Source organism: Stutzerimonas chloritidismutans (assembly GCF_051486945.1).
Taxonomy (GTDB): Bacteria; Pseudomonadota; Gammaproteobacteria; order Pseudomonadales; family Pseudomonadaceae; genus Stutzerimonas; species Stutzerimonas chloritidismutans_B.
Window position 1 is genome coordinate 40,496 of sequence record NZ_JAHVDX010000002.1, and the last position, 24,558, is coordinate 65,053.

The window sequence follows — 24,558 nt, forward strand, 5'->3', positions numbered from 1 at the left end:
GGTGAAAACGTCCGGAACAGACCCCCAGAACCAACTGCAGGCAGAACCGCACCACCCCCCCTCTCCCCTCCGGGGAGAGGGCTGGGGTGAGGGGCCGGGTCCGCGCTGGCTAATCGTCGCAACACCGGTACACCTGCACACTACATTGATAGCTACATCGCGACATCCCGCTGCCCCGGCCTCCAGCCGTGGAAAACCAAGCCCGCACAACCCGCGCCTGGCTTAACCCTCGGTCTCGAAAATCGAACCCCACCCATACCAACGAGTCAACTAGACACGCCCTACAACCGCGCCGCACCCTATAATCGCGCGCCCAACTCGACACAGGTGAACCATGGCCAACGCATACCACGATCACAACCTGGCACTGCTCGCCCATCTGCGCGGCATCCTCCTCGCCATGGGCGAATCCGAACAGGTCTCAGAGGAAAGCCACGCCCTTTTCCTCGAGCGCTTCGACGAACTGATCATGAACCTCAAGGACGTGCCGGCCGAACGTCACCTCGGCCAGGACCTCATCTGCCAGGTCTTCCACCGCTACCCGCAAATTGCCCACCTCGTCCCGCGGGACCTGCTCTGGTTCTTTGGGGGCGATTGTTTGCACTTCATGCCAGACGAAGAAATCGAACTCTTCCAGCGCCTGGAAGAACGCCGCTACGAAGCCGAGCAGAACGACGAGCCGTTCGACTGGAACCTTGAACGGCAACTGCTAACGATGCCCGAGGATGGCGCGCGGCACTGATCGAACAGGTTCTGCGACCTATGAGGCAATCAGGCTAGCCGTTGCCAAACGTTCCTCCAGGCTAGGTCAAAGGGTCCTGGCTATTGAACAACATAGGCATACGCCAGTTTCTCAGCGGAGTTACGATAGCGCCGACCAAAGCACCGGAGCCAAACCAATGAGCAACGTAAGCGCTCCATAAACCCCGTCCATCAGGACGAGGTTTGTTTTCAGGAAGCAGAGGCAGAAGCTGGCGAGCAGTTCCACGGCAGCAGCGCTTCGTAGTCTTCGACGCTCTGTGCCGTTGGCAAACGTTCGAGGATGTAACGCAGCCAGGCATAAGGCTCCTGGCCGTTGGCCTTGGCGGTTTCGATCAGGCTGTAGATCTGCGCGCTGGCCGTGGCGCCCTTGGGCGTGTCGCTGAACAGCCAGTTCTTGCGGCCGATGACAAACGGGCGGATGGCGTTCTCCGCGCGGTTGTTGTCGATCGGCAGATGTCCACCTTCGACGTAGCGCACCAGCCGGCTCCAGTTGCTGGCCAGGTAGTTCACCGCCTTGCCCAGCGCCGTCTGCCCGGCGACTTGCGGCTGGGTCTTGTTCAGCCAGGCCTTGAGCTGGTCGAGCAGTGGCCGGCTGCGTTGCTGGCGGGCGGTCAGGCGTTCCCTGTCGTTGGCCTCTTTCAGGTCACGCTCGATGCCGTAGAGCTTGTTGATCAGGTTCAGCGCCATGTCGGCACGGCCGGTCTTGCCCTTGGGCTGCACCTTCTGCGCTTCGACGAACTTGCGCCGCGCATGCGCCCAGCAGGCCAGGCGTTCGATGCCCTCTTGCGCGGCCACGGCGTTGTAGCCGGCGTAGTCGTCGGTCATCAGGTAGCCGCGGTAGCCTGCGAGCAGGCGCAACGGCACCTCCTGCGCGCGGCTGGCCGTGTAGTCGAAAAGGATCACCGGCTTGTCTGGCGGCCCACCGCTTTGCACCCACATCCAGGACTGCGCGGTGGGATCACGTCCCGGTTTATGCAGCACCTGCAGGCGCGTTTCGTCGCAGTGCAGCACGGGGTAGTCGAGCAGCGTGTCGTGCATCAGGTTCAGCAGCGGTTGTAGCTGTTCGCCACTCTGGATCACCCAGCGCGCCAGGGTCTGGCGAGGGATGTCGACGCCGTGGCGACTGAGCATCTTCTCGAAGCGGTACAGCGGGATGCCGTCGGCGTACTTGGTGGTCAGCAGCATCGCCAGCACGCTGGGGCTGGCCAGGCTCTTCTCGATCAGTTGCGCCGGTTTGTCAGCAGTGACCGGGGCCGCTTCGCAGGCCTTGCAGGCGTAGGTCTTGCGGATGTGGCGGATCACCCGCACCTGCATCGGGATGATCTCCAGCTGCTCGCTGGTTTCTTCACCGATGACCTGTTTGCAGGCGCCGCAGGCGCAGGTCAGTTCGTGGTCGGGCAGCTCATGGATGACTTCCACGCGCGGCAGGTTGGCCGGCAGCGGCTTGCGCTTGCCGCGACGCTTGACCGGTGCGACGACTTCTTCGGCTTCACCTTGCACGTCGACAGCCTCAGCAACCGGCTCTTCGCTCAGTTCTTCGGCTTCGTTGAACATGGCCAACTGCGGTGAAGCGGCATCTTCAGGGCTGCGCTCGGATTTGGGCGAGAACAGTTTGTGCCGCAACAGGGCGACCTGTTCTTGGAGTCGGGCCACCTTTCCATGCGCCAACAGCAACAGCTGCTTGAGCAGAACGGGATCGTCGGGAAGGTTATCGGCGCCAGATTTCATGGCGCCGGATTATACCGGCTCAGGCAACGAAACGCGGTGTCAGCACCTGGTGCGGGCGGTTACGCCACAGGTCGATGCCGTCGAGCAGCCAGTTCAGTTCGTTGACCGTCAGCTCAATGGCTTCGTCCCCAGCATCGGGCTTGGTCTTGAACCGCTCGGCTTCCAGGCGCTTGAGCCACAGGCAAAAGCCATTGCGCTCCCAGTAGAGGATCTTGACCTGACTGCGGGTGCGATTGAGGAACACGAACAGCACCGGGTTGAATACCTCCACCTTGATGTCCAGCTCGACTAGGGCGGCCAGGCCGTTGATGGATTTGCGGAAGTCGACGGGCTTGGGATAGAGATAGACCTTCTGCACCTTGGCGTCGGGACGCATCATGGGATGAACTCCAGTGAAAACGGGGGCTCAGCATCCAATGATCACCAGGCTAGGGACAGGTGGGGTTTATGGAGCGCTTACTAACGAAGAAACAGCTGAGGCCATTCTCGACAATATTCAAAAGCGCCATCATCCGCTGTTGCGCGCGTTGGAGCGAACCTTGTCGGCACGAGCTGAGCGCAGCCAATGAAGATGCTAGAGTCAGGCTTGTCCGAAGCAGACGTCTATCAAATACGGCGAGTACTCAGCCGATTCCCCTCGTTGAAAGAGGCAATACTCTATGGCTCGCGCGCCAAAGGTAGCTATCGGCCTGGCTCGGATATCGATCTAGTACTCAAAGGCGACCGCCTCAGCCACCAAACTTTGCTCGATATCCAGTGGCTATTGGAAGAACTTCCTTTGCCTTACAAATTCGACGTATCGCTCTTTAGCCATTTGGACAATCCCGAACTCATCGAGCACATAGCTCGGGTGGGAAAGGTCTTCTATTGCCTGCAACAACCGAAGGTTTCCTAGCACTGTAAGCGCCGCCCTTTGTGGGAGGCACGTCCATGCGTCGAATAGCAGCTGTCTCCTAGCTGAAAAAGCTTCGTCTCGAGGGTGCGGCCTTCAGAAAGGCAAAGTCAGCAAAGCAAACCCAGCCCGCCCGGCGAGACCACCGCCTAGTCCGTTCGCCCCGCCCGACGCTGCTGGTATATCAGATCAACGATCTCACCCTCAGGCACATACCCACTGACCACTTCGCGCAGCAACACGCGCACCTGTGGATAGTCGTCCCGCTCCACTGCCTCCAGCAGCTTCGCCAGCACGCCTCGTAGGGCGTCCCAAGTGAAGTATTCCTCGTCTGCCCGCATGATCATCGGATGCTCGGTGGGGCTCACGTTGTCGCCGATCAGCAACTCTTCATAAAGCTTCTCACCCGGCCGCAACCCGGTGAATTCGATAGCGATATCCCCGTGCGGGCTTTTCTCCGAACGCACACTCAGGCCGGACAGGTGGATCAGTTTCTCGGCCAGTTCGGCAATCCGCACGGGCTGGCCCATGTCCAACACGAACACATCGCCGCCCTGCCCCATCGACCCCGCCTGAATGACCAACTGAGCGGCCTCGGGAATGGTCATGAAATAACGGGTGATCTTCGGGTGCGTCACCGTCACCGGCCCGCCGCTACGAATCTGCTGGTAGAAGCGCGGAATGACCGAGCCCGATGACCCCAGCACATTGCCGAAACGAACCATGGTAAAGCGCGTTTTGTTGACATGATGCACCGAGTCGCCAGCACCAAAGAGCACCGGTGCTGTTTCGCGGCTCAACGCCTGCAGAATCATTTCAGCGACACGCTTGGTGCTGCCCATCACATTGGTCGGGCGCACCGCCTTGTCTGTGGAGATCAGCACGAAGTTGGCCACACCCGCCTGCACCGCCGCCTGGGCCGTGTTCATGGTGCCCAGCACATTATTCAGCACGCCTTCAGCGACGTTGTGCTCCACCATGGGTACATGCTTGTACGCCGCTGCGTGGTAGATCGTCTCCACCTGCCAGGTGCGCATCACATCCAGTAAACGCTCGGGATTACGGATGGAACCCATGATCGGCACCAAGCGGGCCGCCAGCGAAGCCCGCTCGATCGCCCGCTCCAACTCGATGTGAATGCTGTAGAGGTTGAACTCGCTGTGCTCGAACAGCAGTAGCGTTTGAGGCTTGTTCGACAGAATCTGCCGGCACAGCTCAGAACCAATCGAGCCGCCCGCTCCCGTCACCATCACCACCTTGCCGCGAATGCACCGCTCGAACAGCGTCTGCTGCGGCGGCACGGCGTCGCGCCCGAGCAGGTCGGCAATGTCCACTTCCTGGATGTCCTCAACCTTTACCCGCCCACTGGCCAGATCCATGAAACCCGGAACGCTACGTACGTGCAGCGGAAAATGCTCGAGCATTTCAAGCACCTCACGTCGCCGCGCGCGCGAGGCCGACGGAATAGCCAGCAGAATCTCGTTACACCCCGTCTCGTCGATCATCTGCTGGATATGTTTGGGCGAGTAAACCCGCAGCCCGGAAATGCTCCGGTTATAGAGATTGGGATCGTCATCAATAAAGGCGACCGGGCGCATACCCCTGCCCAGGCGCAAGGCGGCTACCAGCTGGTTACCTGCCGCACCAGCCCCATAGACCGCGACCTTAGGCAACCCCGCGTCACGCCCTTTGAACTTGGTGAGCGAATCCGGGGAGAACCAGTCGCCCATGAAGTACTGGCGCATCATCAGGCGCAACCCGCCGATCAGCACCAGGCTCAGCCACCAATAGTTAAATACCATCGAACGCGGAATCAGCTTCGGCGCATCACTGCGCCAATAAACAGCAAGGGAAAGCAGCAACGCCGAAAGCGTCACGGCCTTAGCGATTGCCATCAACGCGTCATTACCGAAGTAGCGCATTACTGCCCGGTACATGCCGAAGCGAACGAAGAACGGAATAGCTATCAGCGGCGCGATACCAAACAGCCAGGCATGCCCACCAAAAGGCTCAATGTTACGGGTATCGCCCAATCGAACAACAAACGCCAGCCAGAGTGCGATCCAGACCAGCACCACATCGGTCGATACTTGAATCAAGCGCTTGTAGCGCCTGGGTAATCGCACCAGCCGCGTACGTAGGTTTTCAGCCAATCTCAACACAAAGCTACCCTTCCCAGAGCCGGAGTGCCGGCCGCTTCGGTTCCCAGTCCATTTATTCAATCGATCGAACGCTAGACAACACAGTTAGAGAATTTGCTGAGATCAGCGCTTCACGACCCGGTCCCCTGCGCCCTTGCCCGCTACGGTCATGACGATGTACTTGAAGTAATCAACCAGCGTCAGGCTGCGTATCATCTTCTGATCCGTCTCCGCCAACAGAGCAGGCGTGGACATATCGATTTCGCTCACCTGCGCCAGTCCGGTGATCCCTGGCCGCACATCGAACACACCACGCTGGGCACGCTCCGCCGTCAGCTCTTCCTGATTGAACAGCCCTGGCCGCGGACCCACCAGGCTCATATCGCCCTTAAGAACGTTCCATAATTGAGGCAGCTCGTCCAACTTGGTCTTGCGAAGAAAATGACCAAAGCGAGTGATGGACGCACTGCTGGCCAGATGTGTGGCAACCGAGGCCGTATCAACCCTCATGGTGCGGAACTTGACCAGCGTAAACGGTTGCTGATTGCGACCGACACGCACTTGCCGAAAAATCGGCGAGCCCGTATCGAACAGGCCGATAAGCGTGAGCACGAGCAACACAGGGAAGCCAACCACCAAGCCCACCAGCGAAAATAAAAAATCAAAAACTCGAATCACGGGTTCATCCGGTAATAGATCAATTGGAGCGCTCGAAGCAGCGCCTAAGCCCTTCTTGCACCGTATAGGGTGGTTTCCAGTCCAACATCTCGCAGGTCTTGCTGATATCGACCTGCAACGAGCCAAGCAGCCGTTGGGCCATCGCTTTTTTGCCCAGCAAGGTCGCGCCAAACTGAAGCATGCCAGCCGGTACAGGAATCAGCCGAGCGGACCTGCCCATCGCCTCGCCAACACTGCGCAGCAACTCGGTTGTAGAAAGATCCCCACCATCACCAGCGAGAAATACCTGATTGGCGGCGGCGGGATGATCAATGCAACGAATGACCAAATCAACCAAGTTGTCTATCCCCACTAGAGAGCGTTTGTTGTGAACTGCCCCGAGCGGGAGTGGGATACCTTTCTCAACCAGCTTTATCATGCTGGCGAAGTTGCCTTTTGCTCCTCGCCCGTAAACCAACGGAGGGCGAATAACCACGAGCTCCATGCCCGTGGAAACCGACAATTCAATCAAACCCCGCTCAGCCTCGTACTTTGAAACGCCATAAGCATCCTCTGGTGCTGGGACGTCAGAGGCGCTAAAGAATCTCCCGCTAGCAGTATTCTCACCATTTACTTTAATCGAGCTAATAAAGATGAAACGCTTGACCCCGGCTTCCGCCGCTTGCTTCGCAAGATCAAGGGTAGCTGCGACATTTACGCGGCGAAATTCGGCCAGCGGGTCGACTAGCGAATCATTTCTCATAATGTGAGCACGAGCCGCAACATGAACAACAGCTTCTACATCGGCCACTGCATAGGTCCAGTCAATTGGCTCACCAAGATTGCCGATCACGTTAACGCGTTCACTACCGGCAATATTGCATTGATAGCGTACCGCGGCAATAAACGTGTGGCATCTGACTTCAGCGAGTCTGCGCGCAACTGCAGATCCTACAAAACCGGTAGCACCGGTAAGCAATATTCTACTCATCATATAAGCCCGAGAAATGCGAGCGCTCCAAAAGCCAATAGATCACGCCTCGACCGCCTAAATTCCGTAAAGTTCCTTATCAGATAAGCCTTGGGTATAGCCCCATGGCCAACTAAGCTCGAAGGTAAAGCTGGCAGATTACCGGCAACGAGCCTGGATATTTTCGAGACTTCCTCACGATACCATCCTGAGGCTAGAAGCTTAAATCGACTCTTAATTCCTGAAAAACCATTATTTGCGCCTATTTGATTTCCGCCATGCTGGCGGTACAAGATGTAGGAGCTCGGATCTATATGCCAAGCCCTATCAGTCGACCGAAACCAAGCGTAAGTCAACCAGTCATGAAGGGAAACATTATTAGCCGCATGCCAATTTTCTATTAGGAATCGTTTAAATTCTAAAGCGTCTGCCACTCGAAGCACATAGCTACAACCAGGCCCTCCCGCCTCAAATAAAAAATCCAACTTTCGCTGGGGCTGCGATTTAACAAGCAAAATTCGACGACCATCGGGCCAAAAGGCGGTAACGTTGCTCGAGTATGCAGAACAGTCGCGGGCAACTATCTGCGCATGCGCGGCGATATACTTATCACCAAGGTAAATATCATCTTGATCCGCATAAGATATATAATTAAATTCAGAAAAATCGACATCTCTTATGAGACGAAAGAAGTTTTTTGCTGCCCCTCCGAACCGCTCACCGGTATAAGGCAATAGTACAACGCGACGCTCACGGCGAGACAACGCTTCACACCAAGCCAAGGTCTGATCAGAGGACACATCCACACTTATATAAACAACAACCTCGACTCCGCGCTGCGCAAGAATAGAACCAACTTGCTCTTCAATCCATTGCATCCCATTATAAGCAGCGAGAAGGACGGCGAAGCGCGGTGTGCATACGAAATTTGGCATAGACCTCTCGGGCGCAGTTAGCAACCAGCGTAAAAAGCGACTACTGAAACCACACCTCACTCCTTATAAGATATTAATTGGTCAAGATTTCAGGAAAACTTCAGCGCATCGACAAAACATTTCGTAGAGCAGCCAAAATATGCTTGCACATAGAAAAAAGAACTAGCAAAGGCAAAAAGACGAACCGCACTCCAGAGCAAAATTTGTAATACATCCGCAGCTCCCCAAGACGCATCGCAGTTTTGTCGGAGCTAAGCCCACCTGCGGACATAATCTCCCTACCCACGATAGTTAGCGGCGGCCCGTCTATAAAAGCGATTTTATTAGAATACGAAATACGCAGCCACAAGTCGTGATCCTCGGCGTACTTCATGTAACTATCGAATCGAATGTTTAGATCTTGCTTTACTATGAAACAGGCCGTAGCCGACGGATTTCTAAATAAAATAGATAACATATCGGTGGCTCTGACTCGATATTGATCGAGACTTTTCACTGAGCGATCTTCTAAATAAGAGAATCGGTGATAGATCAAAGCGAAATCGTTATGGATTAAAACCGACCTACATATCTCAAGTTTATTCGGATGCCACTTGTCATCCGAATCTAAGAATGCAATGAAATCACCTTCGGCCATGTCCCACCCAGTATTCCTGGCCACACCGGGACCCGAGTTAACTTCCAGTCGAATAAATTTTATGCATATACCCTTGCCTTTAAAAATATCAACGTAGGCTTGAAATATTTCCTCCATATTTTCTTCACCACAATCATCCACTACGATTACCTCGTAGGGCAAAACCGATTGTTCGAGACAGGACTTTAGCGCCGCCCCTAAAGTTCGAGAAGAATTGTAAGAAGGAATAACCACAGAGAACTTCAAAACCACCTCTAAAATATATCTAGGTATCTAAAAAAACTTTGATAAGGAAGAAAAGGAGAGGCACCCACCCCCTCTTCACTCAAAAAATTTCGGTATAGAAACACACTACCCAAACACCCAGCCACGAATATCATGCCACGCGAACCAGAATTGAACTTCAGTTTATCCTCGCTATGAAAGTACAACAATGCCAGCGGAATAGTGAAAGCAAGCAACTCTAATAACCGTAAGCCCGCATAGCTATAACGACCAACTATCCAAAAAACTAAAAGAAAAAAACTACCAAATGCTATCGTCTTTAGCTTTTTTTCAGCTTGGATATGCGAGACAGCAATCGCCGCGAAGACAAACATGACTACTAAGCACGTGCTAAGCCCGGACACCATTCCCGGAGCAGCCAAGGAAGCATAGGAGTCAACTTTAAGCAATAGAAACTGATAGTTAAACATAACAAATACTGACACCAATACAAAACCTACCGCAGCAACATAAACCAGCTCTCGAAGGCGCCAATTTTTAACAACCGCAAAAAATAAAAGGATTGAAACCATTATTGAATAGTGAAAAAGGAGCGCAAAAATCAAGAAAATATAGTATTTGCCACCTCGCCTGAAACTTTGAATAGCCAACAAAAAAAGAGCAGAAGCCAGACCAATTCTTAGGCCATTCATACTATAGGAATAACAGAAAACGGGCACATAATAGGCAACGCCAAGATACGTCTCGTTATCATCTGATTTTAAAAAAAACGTCGTTAACAACATAGCAAAGATAAAGGCTATGAACCTAACCGCAATCTTCGGATCGCCTATAAAATACAACAACACCTTTGAGATTAAAAAAAAACCAGGCTCAACCTCAGCAGTTGGCTCGCCTACCATTATTTTGCGGAACATCTCGTCATAAACCGCCGTGTCAACACCTACGTCACCTCTAAAAATCGAGACAACGCCAAAATACAAGACGACAAATATTAAAAAAAACTTTCCATGGTAACCGCTTAAATTCCTAATTGATAAAATAAATAATAGCAGAATCCATCCAAATATATACACCATATTATATATCCATAAACCGAGGACTACTCCAACCGCGTCATCAGATTTTACTACTTAGCGCATTTTGGCTGGGTTAAATTATATCCCTGAACGCTGTAAAATTAGTTTCGGCTCGCAGTCGATAAGAGTCTGGTGTCACTGCACATTTCACACCCGCCTCGGCGGCTACCGCCAAAGCGCCATAAATACTTGTATCCGATAATGGCTCATGTAGCCTCAAAATATCTTGCTGACCGATGTCGTTAAGAAATTCCGTGCACTTTTTATGATATTCAACGAGAACAAAGGGGACACCAGTCAAATAAGCAGTTATGGCGCCGTGAAGCCGGACACTCAAAAATACAGAGCAAGTGCTTATTTCGTGCCAGATAGCAAAAGCGCCTATCTGTGCGTTAGAGCAAATAAAGCTATCAACTCCTAGACTCTCTAAATGCTCTTGGAAGCTCAATACCAGCTCGTCGTCACCGAAAAACTTATGATTGTTTAAGGAAAATAGCTTTACTTTACTTCCGTGCTCCAAAGCGTACCTAGCAACTCCTGCTATCATTGATTCATTTCGTTTTTTTTCTGTTGCGATATTTCCTCTAACGTAGCTTTCGTAATTACAAGGAGCTAGCCCTATCACGTTATCAGCTTGTTCTGATGACTGAAACTCAGAGTGCCCTAATAGCGTACCTGCTAGATCAGCAGCTAATACCGTGTGGGATGTGACATTTAAACTACTTAAATAATCGTACGAAGCTTTATCTCTCAGACTTAAAAAATCTAACCCATCAAGGAAGCCCTTCAGGCTTTTCAGGTTGTTAGATTCAACCGGCTCGACCGAGACACCTATAGCAGCCAGTTTGGCTCGCTTATATGGCATTTTCAGGTGCATGTCGAATAGTTTGGGGGGATTCGGCGACAGCGTAGACCCGCCGCCTAGCAGCACAATATCACTATGCAGTAACGCCTTGGCTTTCATTACTCCTCGTACAAGCGCACCTTGATATCCTAGCGATGAATAGCGCGTGCTTAACCAAGCAGGCACATCGCAGTAGCTCTCAATACCCAATATTTTTGGGCTAACGACAGTCGCTTTGCTTCCCCAGAACTTCTCAGCCCCCAACGCGCAGGCTACTGCGAACAAGTCGTCCCCGTAGTTCTGCATCCCGTAGTATCCACTAAACGATATTTTTTTCATTATTTATACCTAAAACCTTCTAGAAAATATTAGTAACAACAGAGCCAAGATCACTTCGGATGCCACAAGTGAATACGCAACTGTATGAAACCCTATACATTCATGCATTAACTTTATAAATAGAAAATTAAACAATACGACAACTAAAAGCGAAAAAACTTTTCTATGCACCATATCTTGCCTGACCATAAACGCACCGCAGCTTGCTCCGGCGAAGCGAGCAGGAATAGCAAAAACCATAACTTGCAGTAACGATACTGCGTCAGTATATTGCTCACCGAACATCTTAGGGACTAACCAATCACTAACCGTATAGAGCATTAACGCCGCAATAAGACCAACTAAACCCATTATTACCAAACTGCGACAGTAAAGCTTATACAAGCTGAATACGTCGTTATAAATCCGATAGCTGATGGTAGGAGATAAAAACTTTTGAAAAATGACAGCCGGCACCAGATATACCGCCGTAAGTATAGTTATGCAAACCGAAGTGAGCGCAGCAGACTCGGCGCCCAAATAATGCGCAGCGTACGGCACAGACGCTTGAAAATAAGATAAGAACAATAGGGACGTTATTCCAAAGGGAAATGCAACCTTTGCTAAGCCAAACAAATTAGGTTGGCTCGCAGAAACTTTCTGTGTCACAAAGCCAAACTCACGCAGATTGATTTCACCTTGAAAGACCGACTTCAGCTTAATAGCTGCCACACCAAAGACGAGAATGGAAGAAAAAATCACGCCGAGCAATGAAAGTTTTAGCGATAGGTAGGAAAAAAAAACATATATCCCGATCATAAAGACGAGCCTAGCTACATGGGGAAAAGCTTGCCACAAAGCCAAACCTTTATAATTCCCCACTAGTTGCTGCTGTACTGAAACCAGCTCTAAAGCTATAACAGGGAACGTCAAACACGCCATTGCGAAGCTCTGAAGCAGATTTTCAGTCCAGCCATAAACAATTAAAAAGATAAGAAAAAAAGTTAGTGATGACGATATAATAATGTATGATTTAGCAATTCCTAGCCATCTTGATGCCGCCTGCCCCTCTTCTCCAAAGGTCCTTAAAATGAACTGCCCCAAGCCCATACCCGCTACTGGTGATATAAGAAGGGCAATTGAGTAGCCAGCGGAAAAAATACCGTAATCCGTCACACTTAAGAAATGTGTAAAAAAAATTTGCAGCAAAAACGCCGATAGAGCGCCGGCTCCTACACCAATAAATAATGCGGCAATCGCAATAATATTTTTCTTCAAATTACTTGCCATAGTACTTACGTTTAAGTCCATCACATACTTACCGCTAAATAATGCAGCACCGGCGCCGAAGCGTTTAACGTGTTAGCTTCAGTTTGTTTTCGCTTTCGGCGTAACGCACCTCAAGCATGGCCGCCAGTGCCCGTTTCGCCCCCTCCTCCCCATGCACCACCCGAATCTCTGTTGGCCCCTGCTGCATGCCGGTCACAAATGCCACCAATCCCTTTTGATCCGCATGCGCTGAGTAGCCACCGATACTCGCAATGCCTGCGCGCACGTCAATGCGCTCGCCGTCCAGATAGACATAGCCGCCCTTGGGTCCGTAGGTTTGGATCTCATGGCCAGGCGTGCCCTTGGCTTGGTAGCCGACAAACAAAACGTTATGCCGTCTATCCCCGAGCATGGCTTTGAGGTAATTGACGATGCGACCGCCGCTGCACATGCCCCCACCGGCAATGACGATGGCTGGGCGTGCAGTCTGAGCAAGGTGGTTGACGACGCTTTGGTGGTCGCTGTGGCTGTCGATGGTGACCAGTTGTTCAAAGGCCAACGGGCGGCGCCCAGATTGGATGCGTTCGCGGGCCTCTTGGTTCCAATATGGCTTGAGGTTTCGATAGGCTTCGGTGAAGCGGCTCGCGAGCGGTGAGTCGAGGATGATTGGGAGCTCGGGCCAGTTGGTTTCGGTGCTGGGCTTAGCGTTGGTGTTGCTCGCCGCTCCCCTCACCCCGGTCCTCTCCCCAGGGGGGAGAGGGGGTTGTGCGGTGTTGGGACGGGCCTTGTTGATGATATCTTCGAGCTCGTAGAGCAGCTCTTGCGTGCGGCCGATGCTGAATGCGGGGATGAGGACGGTGCCTTGGTCTTCGAGGGCTTGCTCGATAACGGCTTCGAGCCGTTTACGGCGGTTGGCGCGGTCTTCATGGAGGCGGTCGCCGTAGGTGCTTTCAAGCACGAGGATGTCGGCGCGCTCTGGTGATTCCGGGGGCATCAGGAAGGGCGCGTGTGGCGCACCGAGGTCGCCAGAGAAGACTACGCGTTTGCTCTGCCCGGTTTGCGGGTAGGTCAGGTCGATTTCAACGTAGGCCGATCCGAGGATGTGCCCTGCACGCTGCAGCCGTATGCGGGCTTGCAACTCATCGGTATCGGCCAAGGTGAACCATTGCTGGTACGGCAAGGCAATGATCCGCTGCTCGACGAGGCGGATGTATTTTTCGATCTGTGCCTGGTCACGGCTGAAGCCAAGTTTGAAGGCATCTTCGAGGACGATCGGCAGAAGCTTTGCGGACGGCTCGCTGCATAGGATGGGGCCGTCGAAGCCTGCCGCGAGAAGATAGGGTATGCGCCCAACATGGTCGATGTGCACATGAGTGGCGACCAGCGCTTTTATGGTGTCCAGTGGGAATTCGATGGCGAGACGATCCGCGCCGGGCTCGTTCGGGATCGATGCGTCGTTGCCCTGGAACAGCCCGCAGTCAACCAACAGGCTGCTGGTGGCATTCATATGCAGTTGGTGACAGGAGCCGGTAACGCCATCCTTGGCGCCGTGATGTTCTATTTTTGGATAGCTCATGGTTATTCCTTTAACGATGTCACCCAAGATGCCCGCGACAAGCTAGTCACGGGCCCGCTGAAAAAATAAGCGGGGATTCTACCGAGTTTCAGAACTGCTGAGTTGCCAGCAGTATTCCGACGGACGGATGGTCAGATCGAGGCTACGGGACGGCGCAGGTTTCTCACCAGGGCGATGAATAACCCGAGCATACCGCCGAGCACCAGCGCGAGCGCGACGATCAGCGCTTTCTTGGGTTTGATGGGCCGGCTCGGCTCTACCGCAGCTTGGTCGATAGAGACCAGCTTGAGCGATTCGGTATCGAACTGCAGGGCACGCAGGCGTGCGGCCTCCTCGCGCCAGGCGGCAAGGTCTTTAAGGAATAGGTCTTCGTTTTCGCGGCTGTTGAGCACTTCTATCTGGCGGTTGTGCTCGAGCAGCTTGAGTTCACGGGCAATCTGCGCGATGCGCGGCTCGGTGAAGTCATCCGAGCGACGTGCCAACAGTGCTTTACGCTCGGCCTCCAGCGCATCGCTGCCCATGAAGTAGAGCGGGATTTGCTGGTTGTTGACTTCAGTGCGGATCACGCTGCCCTGCCCCGTGATTTCGGCGGCGCCAAGGGATGAAGGCGTTGTGGGTTTGCTGATACCCAACGAGGTTGCGATGCGGATCGCCTCGTTAAGCTGGTTGATACGGTTGTCACGGCGGGTTCTAAGCTGCTGACGCAACGCAGAAAGCTCGTCGTTCAGTTCGGCACGCTTGAGGGCGTCCGCTTCGCTCAGTTTGGCGATTTTGACTTCTTTGCTCGCCTCGTAGTTGGCGCGAGCGGCAGCCATGTTCTTTTCCAACTGGCTGAGACGGTTACCGATCAGGGTATCGAGATCGGCTGCTACTTCCTGACGAACACTATTGAGCGAGTACTGCACGAAGCCGTTGACGATCTGAACGCCGTTGAGGTCTTGCGGGTAGGTCAGTTGAATGCCAACGAAGGGAGTGGTTCCTTCGGGCTTTTTCGCGTCAGGCTGCAGCAACTTGATCGCGTCGTCGTTAAAGGCTTCGAACGTTTGCTCCAGGCTACGGCCGGGCTGGGCCAGATCAGCGAAGAGTTGCTGATTGTCACGGAAGAAACCGAGGCGGTTCTCATAGGAATCAAGCGCAGCGCCAACTTGAGCCAATGCCTGCTTCGGTGACAGCTTGTAGATGCCCAAGTGATTGAGCTCGTCCAGGTCTTTGATCGCTGCTGGGCGCAGTACGCTTTGAACCGTGTAATAGCGCGTTGCGGACATGGCGTAGGCAAGCCCAATGAGGCCAGCCAGGAAGGTCACTGCGATGATCAGCGTTTTTTGCTTCCATAGCGCGCTGACGAGCTGGACCAGATCAATTTCATCATGGGTAGCAGAGCGAAGGTGTTGCGGGGGGACTGCAGCGTTCACGTCGAATTCCGTCTCGTCGGTAAGGCAGCGCAGCGAAAGGCCGCGCCGGCACGATCTGAAAAAGATTGAAAAGTTCCATCCAATCTTTAGCGGGTCGGCATTTTGCCATCCAGGTCACAAAAAACAAGCGAGACGCTGGATGAAACAAGGAGGCAAAACGCCGCGGTAGACGAGCGGTAACGCTAAAGGTGATTTTTCGGAGGGAAGCGCCGCTGGGTGCAGACTAAATTTATTCGGTTGCCAGTTTGTGAAGGCCGAACGAGTTCGGCCCTACAAATTTCTGGCAGGGAGGTTCTGTCGAAGGGGGAGCGAAGCGGAAGAGGATATCAACAAGAGACGGAGCAGCACCGGGCGGTGCTGCTCGGGCAAGGTATGGGCAAGCTAGTAGACGTTGAAGCGCGCAGCCTCGCTCAGCTCAGGACGGGATGCTGTTCGTTACTACGTGTCATCAGACTGCGTATCAACGCGACAAACACCCCCAGCATTCCACCAAGCACAAGACCCAAGGCAAGAATCATGGCTTTTTTGGGTTTGATGGGGTTGAGGGATTGCAAAGCTAGCTGATCCAATCGCACCAGTCTCAACCGTTCCGTGTCTAGCTTGATGCCTTTCAGGCGAGCGGCTTCTTCACGTAGCTCGGCGAGGTTGGTCAAATAAAGATCTTCGCCCTCTCGCTCCTTCAATATCTCCACCTCCCGATTGTGTTCAAGCATCGCCAGCTCCGACTGGATTTCAGCGATGCGGGGCTCTATGAAGTCGTCTGAAGTTCGCGCAACAAGCGCATCGCGTTCGGCGGTTAGCGCCTCGGTACCCATGAAGTACAGTGGTGCTTTCTGATTGGTGACCTCGGTGCGAATGACCTGAGTGCCGCTGGGGGGCGACGCTGTCATGGCTGAGGGGCTTGTTGGGTTCCGGATTCCCAGCGAATCAGCAATAGAGATTGCCTCGTTAAGCTCCTGAATACGGTTTGTTCTACGAGTCTTGAGTTCTGCACGCAACGCAGTGAGTTCGTCCTGTAGCTCGGCGCGCTTCAAGGCATCCTCCTCCAGCAGCGCGGCAATCTTCGCCTCTTTGGTCGCTGAGTAATTCGCGCGCTGAGCCTCCATATTCATATCCAGGCTGGCCAAGCGGTTATTGATCAGGCTTTCAAGATCCTCCGTGATTTCGCGACGCTCAAGCTCCAGCACATGCGCAACGAAGCCATTGACCACCGCAGCACCGTCCATTCCTTCAGGGTAGGTCAGCCTGAGCCCGACGAAGGCGCTTCGGTTATCCGTGCGCTTGGGATCAGGAAAGAGCATTTCGAAGGCGTCTTCGTTGAAATTAGCAAAGGCCTGCTCAAGCGAGTCGCCGCGCTTTTCGATTTGCTGCAAAAGCTCTTGGTTGTTCAGAAAGAAATCGAGCCGGTTGTCATAGGATGACAGCGCACCAGCCACTCTATTAATAGCCTCTTCCGGTGTGAGCTTGTAAATACCGGTCTCGTTAAGCTGATCCAGACTGCTCTGAGGGACGGGGCGTAGATATGTTTTGGTCTGGTAATAAGGAGTCGCGAGGAAAGCGTAAGCGGCTGCGATAAGCGTAACGACGGCCGTTATCCCGAGAATCAGGAGCTTCTGACGCCAAAGCGCCCGAAACAACTCGACCAGGTCTATTTCTTCGGATGTGGAGGTTTGGTACTGCACGGTCATCCCAACTCCTTGTTATAAATGCGCTTCAATGCAAAGCAGGCGAACCGGGATTAGTGCACGGTTAAGCGGGAAAGTTCGCCCACGCTGATAACTTTGCGCTTCTAAGAGAGAGATTATGAGTGCGACTGCGCTCGTTATTCTTCTTCGTTCACCCGATCGCGCAGTTCTTTCCCCGGCTTGAAATGCGGGACGAACTTGCCATCGAGGGGGACGGATTGGCCGGTTTTGGGGTTACGACCGACGCGCGGGGCGCGGTAATGGAGAGAGAAACTGCCGAAGCCTCGGATTTCGATACGGTCTCCGGTTGCCAATGCTTGAGCCATTTGCTCGAGCATGGTCTTGATTGCCAGTTCCACATCCTTGGACGAAAGCAGCCCTTGTTGGGTGACGATACGCTCGATCAACTCCGACTTGGTCATGGTTTTCCCTTCGTTTTCAAGCGGCTAGATCATTTGGGTTGCGTTCGTTTGTAGCATGTTGTTCAGAGTTTGAACAGCCTGGACGTTTGGGTCAGGTTTTCCGAAGCGGCGAAGCGTGAGGTCGCCAGGTTTCGTGCAGTAGGGCTGTTTTGTGGGAGGCCCGACCTCGGGCCGAAGCTTTTTGAAGCGGCAGGCCTGTGGCCTGCATTCGCCGCGGGGGCGCGGCTCCCACAAGCGAGCGGATAGGCTTTCGTAGGAGCCCCGACCTCGGGGCGAAGCGCTTCTCCGTTGGCCAGTGTCGAATCATGGGGAATGGATCGCCAATGTGTGTAAGCACCAACGTTAAGCTGCCCGAATAATGAGCAAGAGATGAAGAGCATGGACGCTTATTTCGCATCCAGCCGGCTTCGCAAAGGCCGCTATTCCGTTCATGACCAGATCTATCTGGTGACAACTGTCGCTCAAAATCGACAGCCTGTTTTCCGTGATATGGACGCGGCACGGGTACTGATTCGCACCCTGCAATCCGATGAAGGAAGGGGTATGAGCAGGACATGAGCCTTTGTCGTAATGCCTGACCATCTTCACTGGCTGGTCCAGTTGAGCAAAGGCACGTTGCCGCAGCTCGTTGGGCGAGTTAAATCGATCTCAGCCAGGCAGATAGGGCGTTCAATCTGGCAGGCCGGGTTTCATGATCGTGCGCTACGGGGTGAAGATGACCTAAAGGCGGTGGCGCGATACATCGTAGCTAACCCACTGAGGGCCGGGCTGGTAGAACAGATTGGTGACTATCCGCACTGGGATGCGGCTTGGTTGTAGGTTGAAGCTGCGGCGGCCTTCGGCCTCCATTCGCCGCGGGGGCGCGGCTCCCACAGAAGCGGTGCGGTGAGGGCTTACGATGGTTGGGAGGATGCTGAGGCAGGCCTTTGGCCTGCATTCGCCGCGGGGCGCGGCTCCTACAGAAGCGGTGCGGTGAGGGCTTGCAGTGGTGGGGGGTATTACTGCCTGCATTCGCCGCAAGGGCGCAACGCCTGCGACAAAAGCGGACTGAAGTGGTTTTGTGGGAGCCCCGGCCTCGGGGCGAATGGCGCTTTGGGAAACAAAAAAGGTGGGCCTGAGCCCACCTTTTTAGATCAAACGCCCGGACGATCAATCCTCGCGATAGCGACGCAGCTTGAGCTGTTTGCCGCCGACACGTGTGTCCTTGAGTTTGCCGAGTAGGCGTTCGAGACCCTCTTCCGGCAGTTCGACCAAGCTGAAGCTGTCACGCACCTGGATACGGCCGATGGCTTCGCGGGCCAGGCCGCCTTCGTTGAGGATGGCGCCGAGCAGGTTGCGGGCGGCGATGCCGTCACGTGCGCCCAGCGGCGTACGGCAGCGGGCGCGGCCTTCGGCCAGCGGAATCGGGGCACGGCGTTCGCGATCACCGCTACGCTCTGGACGATCGGAGCGTTCGCGAGGAGCGCTGGTCGGGACCAGCGGCTGCTCTTTTTCCACTTCAGCCAGGCTCAGCGCCTGACCATTGGTAGCCTTGCGCAGCAGCGCAGCGGCCAGTGCACGCGGGCTGCAACCGATATCGGCAACCAGCTTGTCGAGCAGTTCGCCATGGCTGGCTTCGGCATCGGCTACCAGCGGCGACAGGCTGTTGGTGAGCTTCTTGATGCGCGCATCCAACACCTGCTGGGCGTTGGGCAGACGGGCTTCGGCAACCTTCTGGTTGGTGACGCGCTCGATGACTTGCAGCATGCGGCGTTCACGCGGGGTGACCAGCAGCAGCGCGCGCCCTTCCCGGCCTGCACGACCAGTACGGCCGATACGGTGAACGTAGGACTCCGGATCGTAGGGCATGTCCACGTTGAATACATGGGTGATGCGCGCCACGTCGAGACCGCGAGCGGCAACGTCAGTAGCAACGACGATGTCCAGACGGCCGTCCTTGAGCGATTCGATGACGCGCTCACGCTGGTTCTGAGCGATGTCGCCGTTCAGCGCAGCGGCCTTGTAGCCCTTGGCTTCCAACGCAGCGGCCAGATCAAGAGTGGCCTGCTTGGTACGTACGAAGGCGATCAGTGCATCGAAGTCTTCGACTTCAAGCAGACGCAGCACGGCCGGGATCTTCTGGTCGGCATGAACCATCAGGTGCGCCTGCTCGATGCGAGCAACGGTCTGGGTCTTGGCGGCGATCTTGATGTGCTGCGGCTCGCGCAGGTGCTTTTCGGCAATGGCGCGAATGGAGTGCGGCAGGGTCGCAGAGAACAGCACGCTCTGACGGCTCTCCGGCATGGCTTCGAAGATCACTTCGAGATCATCCATGAAGCCCAGCTTGAGCATCTCGTCGGCTTCGTCGAGTACCAGGAACTGGATGGTCGACAGCAGCGCGCTGTTACGGCTCAGGTGGTCGACCAGTCGGCCTGGGGTGGCGACGATGATCTGCGCGCCCTGGCGGATGGCCTTGAGCTGCGGGCCCATCGGCGCGCCACCATAGACGGCCACCACGCCCACGCCAGGCATCTGCTTGGAATAGGTTTCAAACGCGGTGGCGACCTGCAGGGCGAGTTCGCGGGTCGGTGCAAGGATCAGCGCCTGCGGCTCGCGCTTGGACGGGTCGATCTTCGAGAGGATGGGCAGCGCAAAGGCTGCGGTCTTGCCGGTGCCGGTCTGGGCCTGGCCGATCATGTCGTGGCCGCCGAGGATGACCGGGATAGCCTGGCTCTGGATCGCCGAAGGCTCTTCGTAGCCCACCGCCGTTACGGCAGCAAGAACGGATGGATGAATACCGAGTGCGGCAAAGCCGCCGATTTCCTGGGACATGGGTCTTTTCCTGATGCTCCGCAAAGACCCATGTTCCGAAGCTGCGCATGCCATGCAAAACCCGAAGGTCACCCTGGCAGCCTGGTCGGCGGGGTTTGCGAAAACGTAATGAATGATGAATCGTCTAGGACAGCCGCGAGAAGCGGACAGCAGCCGAAGCAGCGCTTCGTGTGTTGCAGTACCTGAACGCAGGCTGGGTTTCAGCCGGCGCGTACTATACCGGAAACTGTGAAGCTGTGCGCGCATTTTGTCTTGAGGGTTAGGTTTGCAGCCGCTCTGGCACAAGGCGTGGAGGAAACAAAGCCGATTCGCCTCATATCGCCGCTTTGCCGCAAGCCCTTGTCGGTAGAAGCCGCTCGCTTTGGCGCCGCTCGCTAATCAGCTCGCTGGGCGAATCGCCTCGATGAGCGAGTCCAATGTATAGCCCAGGCGCGGGGCAAGGTTGGCGGCGCGCTGGCGCAGGGCAACGAGGTCTAACCCCTGATCCAGGTCGGCAGGCACGAACAGTACGACATTGCCCTCCTTCACCGGGCATTCCCAGTAGTGCCGATGGAACAGCCCACGCAGTAGCGCGGCTCCCAGCGGTTTGTCCTGATCGGTCCCCCATTGGTTGATCACCAGCCAGCCGCCAGGATTGAGTTTCTGCTGGCAGCACTCGAGAAACTGCCAGGCAAGATGGGCCGGTGCTGGCCCGGTATCGGTGTAGAGGTCAACGAAAATAAGGTCCGCGGGCTCGGCCGATCCGAGCAGATCAACCGCGTCCCCTATGCGGATGAACAGCCGCGGATCGTCCTGCAGGCCCAAATAGCGCATGGCGAGCTCAGGCACGTCGGGCCGCAGCTCGATGGCTTCAACGTCTTCGAGGGGCAGGAATTCGAGGCAGGCTTGGGTCAGGGTACCGGCACCAAGCCCGAGGAACAGCGCCGTTTCGGGCGCCTCGTGCAACAAGCCGCCCATCAGCATGGCGCGGGTATAGTCATATTCCAGCCAGCTGGGATCGCGGGTAAAGACGCAGCTCTGCTCTACCGCCGCACCGAATTCCAGAAAGCGGTAGTCACCGACTTCCAACACCCGGATCAGGCCGAACGCATCGCTCACCTCGGCTAGCACTACTTCCTGCTTTTCCATACACACTCTCTCAGGGCTTGGCGGCATCTTAACAGCCGATTGGCAAGGACTATCAGCGGCACCCCAGCGCATCAGGTAAAATTCGCGCCACTTCAATGCGCACGGAAACGAACGAATGAGCCAGGCCTGGAGCCCTTCGAGCTGGAGAAGCAAGCCCATCGAGCAGCAACCGGTCTACCCGGACGCGGACCACCTTGGGCGAATCGAAACGACCTTGGCGGGCCTCCCACCACTGGTGTTTGCTGGGGAAGCACGTGAGCTGCGCCGCCAGTTCGCCGAGGTGACCCAGCGTCGAGCCTTCTTGCTGCAAGGCGGTGACTGCGCGGAAAGCTTTGCTGAATTCTCTGCACCAAAGATCCGCGATACGTTCAAGGTGCTGCTCCAGATGGCCGTGGTGATGACGTTTGCCGCCGGCTGCCCAGTGGTCAAGGTCGGTCGAATGGCCGGACAGTTCGCCAAGCCACGCTCGTCCGGCAACGAGACCATTGATGGTGTCACCCTGCCCGCATACCGCGGCGATATCGTCAACGGCATCGGTTTTGACGAGAAAAGCCGTGTCCCTGACCCGGAACGCTTGCTGCAGGCGTACCACCAGTCGACTGCAAGCCTGAACCTGTTACGCGCGTTCGCCCAAGGCGGTTTCGCCGATTTGCACCAAGTCCATCAGTGGAACCTGGATTTCATCGCCAACTCGCAAATGGCTGAAAAGTATCACCAGCTTGGCGAGCGCATCGACCAGGCGCTGCGCTTCATGCGTGCCTGCGGAATGGACAATGCGGCACAAGTGCGCGAGACCAGCTTCTTCACGGCGCACGAAGCGCTGTTGCTCAACTATGAACAGGCGTTCGTTCGCCAAGACAGCCTCAGCGGTGGCTGGTACGACTGCTCGGCGCATATGCTCTGGATCGGCGACCGGACCCGTCAGCTCGACGGCGCGCATGTGGAATTTCTGCGCGGCGTCGGCAACCCGATTGGCGTCAAGGTCGGCCCGAGCATGCAAGACGAGGAGCTGATCCGACTGATCGACATCCTTAACCCCGACAATGACCCGGGCCGCCTGAACCTCATCGTGCGCATGGGAGCGGACAAGGTCGAAGCGGGTCTGCCGCGCCTCATCCGCACCGTACAGGCCGAAGGCCGCGAGGTGCTGTGGAGCTCGGATCCGATGCATGGCAACACCATGAAGGCGTCCAGCGGCTACAAGACGCGCGACTTCGCAAAGGTGCTCGCCGAGGTCCGTCAATTCTTCGAGGTACATCGTGCAGAAGGGAGCTATCCGGGCGGCATCCACATCGAGATGACCGGGCAGAATGTCACCGAATGCATTGGCGGCGCCCGCCCGATTACCGAGGATGGCCTTTCTGATCGATACCACACCCACTGCGATCCGCGCCTGAACGCCGACCAGTCGCTGGAACTGGCCTTCATGATTGCCGAGACGCTCAAGCAGGTTCGCCCGGACTGATTCGTAGCCGGCCTTCTGAACGAAACGAAACCGCGCCGCTCCTGTCCCCCTGATAGGAACAGCGTCGTTTCGCGCCGCTCGAGGAGGCCCGCATGACCGATTCATCTTCGCAAAGCAAAGGCGCTACGCTCGCTGCCTGGATCGGGCTGGCCCTGGGCCCGCTTCTGCTGCTCATATGCCTGCTAACCGACCCGCCGGCGGGCCTGTCGCAAAAGGCCTGGCTGACGGTTGGGCTTGCGGCGCTGATGGCAGTCTGGTGGTCGACTGAAGCCATACCCATTCCAGCGACCTCGCTGCTGCCAATCTTGCTCATCCCGCTGCTGGGGATCGACACCCTGGCCAAAGCCACCGCCCCCTATGCCAATCCAACGATATTCCTGTTCCTGGGTGGCTTCCTGCTTGGCCTGGCCATGCAACGCTGGAATCTCCACCGACGCATCGCGTTGGCGACATTGCTTGCGGTGGGTAATCAGCCCAGCCGCCAAATCGCCGGGTTCATGATCGCGACCGCATTCATCAGCATGTGGGTGAGCAACACCGCCACCAGCATCATGATGTTGCCAATCGGCCTGTCGGTAATTGGCTTGCTCGTGGCGGGCAGCGACGAGCGCGAGGGTGGCCGCTTCGCCATTGCGCTACTTCTGGGCATCGCCTACGCCGCAAGCGTCGGCGGTATCGCCACGCTGATCGGCACGCCGCCCAACGCGTTGCTCGCAGCTTTCATGAGGGAGAACTACGACGTCGAGATCGGGTTCGGTCAGTGGATGCTGCTAGGCCTGCCCTTGAGCATCGGCATGCTGGTGTTTATCTGGTGGTCGCTGACCCGTCGCGGCTTCAAGCTGGCTGGTGGCGATACGCAAGCGTTGCTGGAGCGGGAACTGTCAGAACTGGGGCCGATGGCCCGCGCAGAAAAGCTCGTTGGCGTGGTCTTCGTGCTGGCGGCGCTCGCGTGGATATTCCAGCCATTTCTTGCCGAGTACGTGGAAGGGCTGAACGACACCAGCATTGCCATGGCAGCGGCGATCACGCTTTTCCTGATTCCGGTTAACCTGCGTGAGCGCATTTTCCTGCTGGACTGGGCGCAGGCGAACAAGGCCCCATGGGGTGTATTGCTGCTCTTTGGTGGCGGCCTTTCGCTCGCGGGGGTAATAGGCGCCTCGGGTCTGGCCGAGTGGATCGCCGAAAGCCTTGGCGGCTTCGGCGCGCTGCCGCTGGTGCTGATGATCGGGCTGGTCGTGGCAGTGATCATCTTCTTGACCGAGATTACCTCCAACACCGCCACCGCAGCCGCCTTCCTGCCGCTACTCGGCGCTCTGGCCGTCGCCCAAGGGCTCGAGCCGGAAATGCTGGCGATACCGGCTGCTGTCGCGGCTAGCTGCGCCTTCATGATGCCGGTCGCAACGCCGCCGAATGCCATCGTCTTCGGCACCGGCCAGCTGCCAATACAGGCGATGATCAAGGCCGGTTTCGTCCTCAACCTGTTCGGCGTCTTGCTGGTGACGCTGGTCTGCTATCTGCTGGTTGGCTGGATTTGGGCAGGTTGAAGCCTACCGAAACGAAAAAGCCCAGCATTGAGCTGGGCTTTTCTGTCCTACTAAGGCT

20 protein-coding genes and 1 pseudogene are annotated in these 24,558 nt (G+C 55.7%); 5 read left to right on the plus strand and 16 right to left on the minus strand.

From position 1 onward, the window contains the following. The first annotated feature begins 334 nt into the window (after positions 1-334). On the plus strand, positions 335-742 hold the full coding sequence (locus KXR72_RS07130) for a PA2817 family protein (RefSeq protein ID WP_437420431.1): 408 nt from the start codon (positions 335-337) through the stop codon (positions 740-742). 209 nt (positions 743-951) lie between these two features. Here KXR72_RS07130 and tnpC read toward each other — a convergent pair whose 3' ends face one another. Together tnpC and tnpB are read right to left on the minus strand one after the other, a co-directional pair. Beyond that, entirely contained in the window at positions 952-2,490 is a 1,539-nt protein-coding gene (gene tnpC, locus KXR72_RS07135) for an IS66 family transposase (RefSeq protein WP_437420432.1), read from the minus strand. Between the two features lie 19 nt (positions 2,491-2,509). Further along, positions 2,510-2,869: an IS66 family insertion sequence element accessory protein TnpB gene (gene tnpB, locus KXR72_RS07140; protein WP_437420433.1), complete on the minus strand. Its 360-nt coding sequence runs from the start codon at positions 2,867-2,869 to the stop codon at positions 2,510-2,512. A gap of 207 nt (positions 2,870-3,076) precedes the next feature. Here tnpB and KXR72_RS07145 point away from each other — a divergent pair, with 207 nt between their 5' ends. After that, positions 3,077-3,385, plus strand: a complete 309-nt coding sequence (locus KXR72_RS07145) for a nucleotidyltransferase domain-containing protein (RefSeq protein ID WP_437420434.1) — start codon at positions 3,077-3,079, stop codon at positions 3,383-3,385. A gap of 146 nt (positions 3,386-3,531) precedes the next feature. Here KXR72_RS07145 and KXR72_RS07150 read toward each other — a convergent pair whose 3' ends face one another. The 12 genes from KXR72_RS07150 to ihfB form a co-directional block, all read right to left on the minus strand. Then, a complete protein-coding gene (locus tag KXR72_RS07150) occupies positions 3,532-5,535 on the minus strand; it encodes a polysaccharide biosynthesis protein (protein ID WP_437421311.1) in 2,004 nt (667 codons plus the stop codon). Between the two features lie 111 nt (positions 5,536-5,646). After that, positions 5,647-6,201: a sugar transferase gene (locus KXR72_RS07155; RefSeq protein WP_437420435.1), complete on the minus strand. Its 555-nt coding sequence runs from the start codon at positions 6,199-6,201 to the stop codon at positions 5,647-5,649. 19 nt (positions 6,202-6,220) lie between these two features. After that, positions 6,221-7,174, minus strand: a complete 954-nt coding sequence (locus KXR72_RS07160; protein ID WP_437420436.1) for a UDP-glucose 4-epimerase family protein — start codon at positions 7,172-7,174, stop codon at positions 6,221-6,223. Next, positions 7,171-8,085: a glycosyltransferase gene (locus tag KXR72_RS07165; RefSeq protein ID WP_437420437.1), complete on the minus strand. Its 915-nt coding sequence runs from the start codon at positions 8,083-8,085 to the stop codon at positions 7,171-7,173. The genes KXR72_RS07160 and KXR72_RS07165 overlap by 4 nt, the downstream gene beginning before the upstream one ends. Before the next feature lie 100 nt (positions 8,086-8,185). Further along, complete coding sequence (locus tag KXR72_RS07170) at positions 8,186-8,968, minus strand: glycosyltransferase family 2 protein (RefSeq protein WP_437420438.1); 783 nt, start codon at positions 8,966-8,968, stop codon at positions 8,186-8,188. A gap of 8 nt (positions 8,969-8,976) precedes the next feature. Then, positions 8,977-10,026 (minus strand): EpsG family protein, encoded by a 1,050-nt coding sequence (locus tag KXR72_RS07175; RefSeq protein ID WP_437420439.1) that lies wholly within the window; start codon positions 10,024-10,026, stop codon positions 8,977-8,979. Positions 10,027-10,099: 73 nt separating this feature from the next. Further along, a complete protein-coding gene (locus tag KXR72_RS07180; protein WP_437420440.1) occupies positions 10,100-11,209 on the minus strand; it encodes a polysaccharide pyruvyl transferase family protein in 1,110 nt (369 codons plus the stop codon). Positions 11,210-11,218: 9 nt separating this feature from the next. Next, entirely contained in the window at positions 11,219-12,478 is a 1,260-nt protein-coding gene (locus KXR72_RS07185) for a hypothetical protein (RefSeq protein ID WP_437420441.1), read from the minus strand. A 64-nt stretch (positions 12,479-12,542) separates the two neighbouring features. Continuing rightward, positions 12,543-14,033: an MBL fold metallo-hydrolase RNA specificity domain-containing protein gene (locus KXR72_RS07190; protein WP_437421312.1), complete on the minus strand. Its 1,491-nt coding sequence runs from the start codon at positions 14,031-14,033 to the stop codon at positions 12,543-12,545. 131 nt (positions 14,034-14,164) lie between these two features. Then, a complete protein-coding gene (locus KXR72_RS07195; protein ID WP_437420442.1) occupies positions 14,165-15,445 on the minus strand; it encodes a Wzz/FepE/Etk N-terminal domain-containing protein in 1,281 nt (426 codons plus the stop codon). 410 nt (positions 15,446-15,855) lie between these two features. Then, positions 15,856-17,133: a Wzz/FepE/Etk N-terminal domain-containing protein gene (locus KXR72_RS07200; protein ID WP_437420443.1), complete on the minus strand. Its 1,278-nt coding sequence runs from the start codon at positions 17,131-17,133 to the stop codon at positions 15,856-15,858. A 134-nt stretch (positions 17,134-17,267) separates the two neighbouring features. After that, a complete protein-coding gene (gene ihfB, locus KXR72_RS07205) occupies positions 17,268-17,552 on the minus strand; it encodes an integration host factor subunit beta (RefSeq protein WP_045164450.1) in 285 nt (94 codons plus the stop codon). Between the two features lie 378 nt (positions 17,553-17,930). Here ihfB and KXR72_RS07210 point away from each other — a divergent pair. Next, positions 17,931-18,371 (plus strand): annotated as a pseudogene (locus KXR72_RS07210) (REP-associated tyrosine transposase). Between the two features lie 330 nt (positions 18,372-18,701). On the opposite strand, the gene KXR72_RS07215 reads toward KXR72_RS07210, so the two are convergent. Together KXR72_RS07215 and KXR72_RS07220 are read right to left on the minus strand one after the other, a co-directional pair. Then, positions 18,702-20,363 (minus strand): DEAD/DEAH box helicase, encoded by a 1,662-nt coding sequence (locus tag KXR72_RS07215; protein ID WP_437420444.1) that lies wholly within the window; start codon positions 20,361-20,363, stop codon positions 18,702-18,704. 378 nt (positions 20,364-20,741) lie between these two features. Beyond that, positions 20,742-21,491: a spermidine synthase gene (locus tag KXR72_RS07220; RefSeq protein WP_437420445.1), complete on the minus strand. Its 750-nt coding sequence runs from the start codon at positions 21,489-21,491 to the stop codon at positions 20,742-20,744. Positions 21,492-21,606: 115 nt separating this feature from the next. Between KXR72_RS07220 and KXR72_RS07225 the strand changes: the two genes are divergently transcribed. Further along, positions 21,607-22,956 carry a class II 3-deoxy-7-phosphoheptulonate synthase gene (locus KXR72_RS07225; RefSeq protein WP_437420446.1) on the plus strand — a complete coding sequence of 450 codons (1,350 nt, stop codon included), beginning with the start codon at positions 21,607-21,609 and terminating at the stop codon, positions 22,954-22,956. 92 nt (positions 22,957-23,048) lie between these two features. Next, positions 23,049-24,500, plus strand: a complete 1,452-nt coding sequence (locus KXR72_RS07230) for an SLC13 family permease (protein WP_437420447.1) — start codon at positions 23,049-23,051, stop codon at positions 24,498-24,500. Positions 24,501-24,558 lie beyond the last annotated feature (58 nt).

Bases quoted from the DNA above. Each gene is read 5' to 3' on its own strand.
- KXR72_RS07215 (WP_437420444.1), bottom strand. From the start codon at position 20,363: ATGTCCCAGGAAATCGGCGGCTTTGCCGCACTCGGTATTCATCCATCC.
- KXR72_RS07180 (WP_437420440.1), bottom strand. From the start codon at position 11,209: ATGAAAAAAATATCGTTTAGTGGATACTACGGGATGCAGAACTACGGG.
- KXR72_RS07160 (WP_437420436.1), bottom strand. From the start codon at position 7,174: ATGATGAGTAGAATATTGCTTACCGGTGCTACCGGTTTTGTAGGATCT.
- KXR72_RS07225 (WP_437420446.1), top strand. From the start codon at position 21,607: ATGAGCCAGGCCTGGAGCCCTTCGAGCTGGAGAAGCAAGCCCATCGAG.
- KXR72_RS07175 (WP_437420439.1), bottom strand. From the start codon at position 10,026: ATGGTGTATATATTTGGATGGATTCTGCTATTATTTATTTTATCAATT.
- KXR72_RS07130 (WP_437420431.1), top strand. From the start codon at position 335: ATGGCCAACGCATACCACGATCACAACCTGGCACTGCTCGCCCATCTG.
- KXR72_RS07165 (WP_437420437.1), bottom strand. From the start codon at position 8,085: ATGCCAAATTTCGTATGCACACCGCGCTTCGCCGTCCTTCTCGCTGCT.
- tnpB (WP_437420433.1), bottom strand. From the start codon at position 2,869: ATGATGCGTCCCGACGCCAAGGTGCAGAAGGTCTATCTCTATCCCAAG.
- KXR72_RS07185 (WP_437420441.1), bottom strand. From the start codon at position 12,478: ATGGCAAGTAATTTGAAGAAAAATATTATTGCGATTGCCGCATTATTT.
- ihfB (WP_045164450.1), bottom strand. From the start codon at position 17,552: ATGACCAAGTCGGAGTTGATCGAGCGTATCGTCACCCAACAAGGGCTG.
- KXR72_RS07190 (WP_437421312.1), bottom strand. From the start codon at position 14,033: ATGAGCTATCCAAAAATAGAACATCACGGCGCCAAGGATGGCGTTACC.
- KXR72_RS07200 (WP_437420443.1), bottom strand. From the start codon at position 17,133: ATGACCGTGCAGTACCAAACCTCCACATCCGAAGAAATAGACCTGGTC.
- tnpC (WP_437420432.1), bottom strand. From the start codon at position 2,490: ATGAAATCTGGCGCCGATAACCTTCCCGACGATCCCGTTCTGCTCAAG.
- KXR72_RS07230 (WP_437420447.1), top strand. From the start codon at position 23,049: ATGACCGATTCATCTTCGCAAAGCAAAGGCGCTACGCTCGCTGCCTGG.
- KXR72_RS07220 (WP_437420445.1), bottom strand. From the start codon at position 21,491: ATGGAAAAGCAGGAAGTAGTGCTAGCCGAGGTGAGCGATGCGTTCGGC.